We start from the raw sequence: 3646 nt of genomic DNA, 5'->3' as shown, positions 1-3646 counted from the left end.
CGCTGCTGCGCCGGCAGCGTGTCCAGGAGCGCGACCAGGTCGTCGTCGACCGACCGCGCCCAGGCCGCGTACGACGGCGAGACCGGGGCGATGCGCTCCGCGTAGGCGGCGAACCGCTCGCGCGTGCCCGTCACGGGCGGTGCATGCCGACGTGGCGGATGCCGGCCTCGTCGTACGGCTCTCCGAACCGGACGAAGCCGTGGCGTTCGTAGAGGCCCGCGACGTACTCCTGGGCGTGCAGGACGAACGGCTCGTGCCCGTGTGCGTCGAGGACGGCGGCGACCAGGCGTCCGGCGATCCCCTGCCCGCGGTGGCCCGGGTGGGTGGCGACCCGGCCGACGACCCAGGCCGGCGGCGGCGAGCCCGCCGGGTGCTCCTCGTCGGCTGCGGGCCGGACCAGGCGGAGGTACCCGACCGGATCGTCGTCCGCTCCGAACCACCAGTGCTCGGTGTCGGGTTCACGGTCACGGCCGTCGAAGTCGTCGGCGGTGACCCGCTGCTCGAGCGCGAAGACGCGGTTCCGCAGCCGCACGATGCCGTACAGTTCGTCCGTCGTCAGGCGGGTCCAGCGGGCGTGGCGGACGGAATGCTCGGACATCGTCGCGAGTTTACTGAAGGGGTCGGGCATCACCATCGAGCCCCGACCGGAAGCAGGAGGAAGCAATGGCGTACAACGTCGACAAGTCCGACGCCCAGTGGCGCGAGGAGCTCTCCCCGGACCAGTACGCCGTGCTCCGGCAGGCCGGGACCGAGCGTCCGTGGACGGGCGAACTGCTCGACGAGGAGCGCGCCGGCATCTACACGTGTGCAGCGTGCGGCGCGGAGCTGTTCCAGAGCGGCACGAAGTTCGACTCCGGCTGCGGCTGGCCGTCGTTCTACGAGTCCGTGCGGCCCGAGGCGGTCCAGCTCATCGAGGACAAGTCGCTCGGCATGGTCCGCACCGAGGTCCGCTGCGCGAACTGCGGCTCGCACCTCGGGCACGTGTTCCCCGACGGCTTCGGCACCCCCACCGGTGACCGCTACTGCATGAACTCGCTCTCGCTGAACTTCGCCGAGCAGAGCGAATGAGCCCCCGGCGCGCTCGCCGCTAGGATGGGCGCGTCAGCCGGCATGGCGCAATTGGTAGCGCACCGTACTTGTAATACGGGGGTTGCGGGTTCGAGTCCCGCTGCCGGCCCCAGCACTGCGCAGGACGGAGGGCCCGGACGGGTGTCGTCCGGGCCCTCCGGCACACGCGGAACACGGATCAGGAGGCGTTCCGGGCGCTCGACGCGGTAACCAGCCGGCCGTACTTCGATGGTGACACCATGCCCGGTGACGTGTCCACGCTTCCGGGCCGAATCGCGCGAAGCCGCACGGATCTGCAGGAAGCGGCCGCCTCGTCTGCGCTCTCGCTGAGTGCCGCAGCGCCCCGCTGGCGTTCAGCGACCGCCCGTGATCCGGCGCTCGCGCTGTGCGACGCCGGCGGTGCCGTACGGGTAGTCGTCGATCCGCGGAGCGCTCGCGTCGGTCAGGGCCTGCAGCTCGTCGTCGGTGAGCACGAGGTCCGCCGCGCCGAGGTTGTCCTCGAGCTGCGACACCGTCCGGGCGCCGAGGATGACGCTCGTCACCGCGGGGCGCGCGAGCAGCCAGGCGAGGGCGACCTGCGACCGCGAGGCACCGTGCGCGTCGGCGACGTCGGACACCGCGTCGAGCACCTTCCACGTGCGCTCGTCGGCGTTCCGGGCCTCCCACGCCTCCATGCCGCGCTGCGGGTCCTCGCCGAGCCGTGTCGAGCCCGTCGGCGCCTCGTCGCGCTGGTACTTGCCCGAGAGCCAGCCGCCGGCCAGGGGTGACCAGGGCAGCAGGCCGATCCCGGCGTCCAGGCACGCCGGGACGACCTCGTGCTCGATGTCGCGCACGAGCAGGTTGTACTGGGGCTGCAGCGTCACCGGCGGTGCCCAGCCGTGGGCCTTCGCCTCGTACACGGCCTTGGTGACCTGGTAGCCGAGGTAGTTCGAGAAGCCGTAGGTGCCGATCTTCCCGGCGGACACCGCGTCGTCGAGGAAGCGCAGGGTCTCCTCGATCGGGGTCAGGGCGTCCCACGCGTGCATCTGGTACAGGTCGATGTGCTCCACGCCGAGCCGTTCGAGCGACGCGTCGAGGGCGACGCGCAGGTGCCGGCGGGACAGGCCGAGGTCGTTCGGACCGTCGCCCTGGGGGAACCGGCCCTTCGTCGCGAGGACGACCTGCTGTGCCTCGGTCGGGTGGGCGGCGAGCCACCGGCCGATGATGCGCTCGGACTCGTTGCCGGAGTACACGTCCGCGGTGTCGACGAGCGTGCCGCCCGCTGCGACGAACGTGTCGAGGATCTGGTGGGAGGTGGGTTCGTCGGCCTCACTGCCGAACGTCATGGTGCCGAGGGTCAGCGTCGACACCGATGTCCCGCTGTTGCCGAGGAGTCTGTAGTCCATGGCGGGGACGCTACGCCCGGTCGCCTTCGCCAGCGGGGACCTGCCAGTGCCCGTCAGGGCGTCAGCACTGCCCCCTCAGCGCCCATCGGACAGGAACGCGATGGCGCGCTCCCGGAAGTCGCGCGACGTCGGCGCGTTGAAGTGGTTCCGGCGCGGGATCTCGAAGAACGACGCGTCCGGCGCCGCCTCGGCCAACCGCACGGCGCTGTCCCGGATGCCGTCCTCGCTGCCCGCCGCCATCAGGATCGGCTGCGCGGGCGCGTTCTCGGGCGTCGGCTCGACGCTGTTCCGCATCCCCTCGACCATCGCGACGAGCGCCCGCAGGTCGTTCCCCTCGACGTTCGCCGCCATCTGCAGGTACCCGTTCGTCACCCGGTCCTCGACCGGCGTGCCGTCGGCGATGTAGGCCTTCGCCTGGTCGACGGCCACGCGGCGCATCGGATCCGCGTCGGGGATCCCGCCGAGCACGGCCCGTGAGATCCGGTCCGGGATCCGCTCCGCCGTGTGCCAGCCGACGCGGGCCCCGAGCGAGTACCCGAGGAACGCGACGTCGTCGAGCAGGTAGGTGTCGACGACGGTCGTCACGTCGGCGACGAGCAGGTCCATCGAGTACGCGGCCGGGTCGTGCGGCTTCGACGAGGCACCGTGCCCGCGCTGGTCGAGTGCGACGACGCGGTACCCGGCGCGGACGAGGTCGCGGGTCCACCCGGAGGCGTGCCAGTTGAGGACCGCGCCCGAGGCGAACCCGTGCACGGCGACGACCACGGGGGCGTCCGGGTCGCCGAAGTCGTACGTCGCGAGCTTCAGGCCGTCCGGGGACATCACGGCACGGGGACGGGGCGCTTCGGGGACGAGTGACATGGCGTCACCAGGCTACCGGGGCAGTGTGGTGCCCATGGACGGCTACGGCGGCGATCAGGTCCGGGCGGCGGAGCGGCCGCACCTCGAGGCGGGGGAACCCCTCATGCAGCGAGCGGCGGACGGGCTGGCCCGCATCGTCGGTGAGCTCCTCGACGATCCGGCGGTCCGTCCGCAGGACGGCCCGGGGTCGGTCCTGCTGCTCGTCGGCAGCGGCGACAACGGCGGCGACGCCCTGTTCGCGGGAGCGCGCCTGGCGTCGGACGGGAGGCACGTGGCGGTGCTGCGCGTCGGCTCACGCGTCCACGAGGCGGGCCTGGCAGCGGCGCTGGACA

At 72.4% G+C, this 3646-nt stretch carries 5 protein-coding genes and 1 tRNA gene; 3 read left to right on the top strand and 3 right to left on the bottom strand.

Going from position 1 to position 3646, the window contains the following annotated elements:
- Positions 1–130 precede the first annotated feature (130 nt).
- Positions 131–598 carry a GNAT family N-acetyltransferase gene (locus tag D8M35_RS15805; RefSeq protein WP_126892673.1) on the bottom strand — a complete coding sequence of 156 codons (468 nt, stop codon included), beginning with the start codon at positions 596–598 and terminating at the stop codon, positions 131–133.
- 65 nt (positions 599–663) lie between these two features.
- Here D8M35_RS15805 and msrB point away from each other — a divergent pair, with 65 nt between their 5' ends.
- Both msrB and D8M35_RS15795 read left to right on the top strand, forming a co-directional pair.
- Positions 664–1068: a peptide-methionine (R)-S-oxide reductase MsrB gene (gene msrB, locus D8M35_RS15800; RefSeq protein WP_126892672.1), complete on the top strand. Its 405-nt coding sequence runs from the start codon at positions 664–666 to the stop codon at positions 1066–1068.
- Positions 1069–1104: 36 nt separating this feature from the next.
- Positions 1105–1180: transfer RNA gene (locus tag D8M35_RS15795), tRNA-Thr, on the top strand.
- 241 nt (positions 1181–1421) lie between these two features.
- Here D8M35_RS15795 and D8M35_RS15790 read toward each other — a convergent pair.
- On the bottom strand, positions 1422–2453 hold the full coding sequence (locus D8M35_RS15790; RefSeq protein WP_126892671.1) for an aldo/keto reductase: 1032 nt from the start codon (positions 2451–2453) through the stop codon (positions 1422–1424).
- A gap of 75 nt (positions 2454–2528) precedes the next feature.
- The gene (locus tag D8M35_RS15785; RefSeq protein ID WP_126892670.1) at positions 2529–3314 is read right to left on the bottom strand and encodes an alpha/beta fold hydrolase; all 786 of its coding nucleotides are present in this window, start codon (positions 3312–3314) and stop codon (positions 2529–2531) included.
- On the opposite strand from D8M35_RS15785, the gene D8M35_RS15780 reads away from it, so the two are divergent.
- The coding region (locus D8M35_RS15780; RefSeq protein ID WP_274542779.1) for an NAD(P)H-hydrate epimerase at positions 3313–3646 on the top strand (334 nt) is incomplete at its 3' end. The genes D8M35_RS15785 and D8M35_RS15780 overlap by 2 nt on opposite strands.

It is taken from the genome of Curtobacterium sp. HSID17257 (genome assembly GCF_003989515.1).
Taxonomy (GTDB): Bacteria; Actinomycetota; Actinomycetes; order Actinomycetales; family Microbacteriaceae; genus Curtobacterium.
This window is presented reverse-complemented; position numbering and strand designations above follow the sequence as displayed.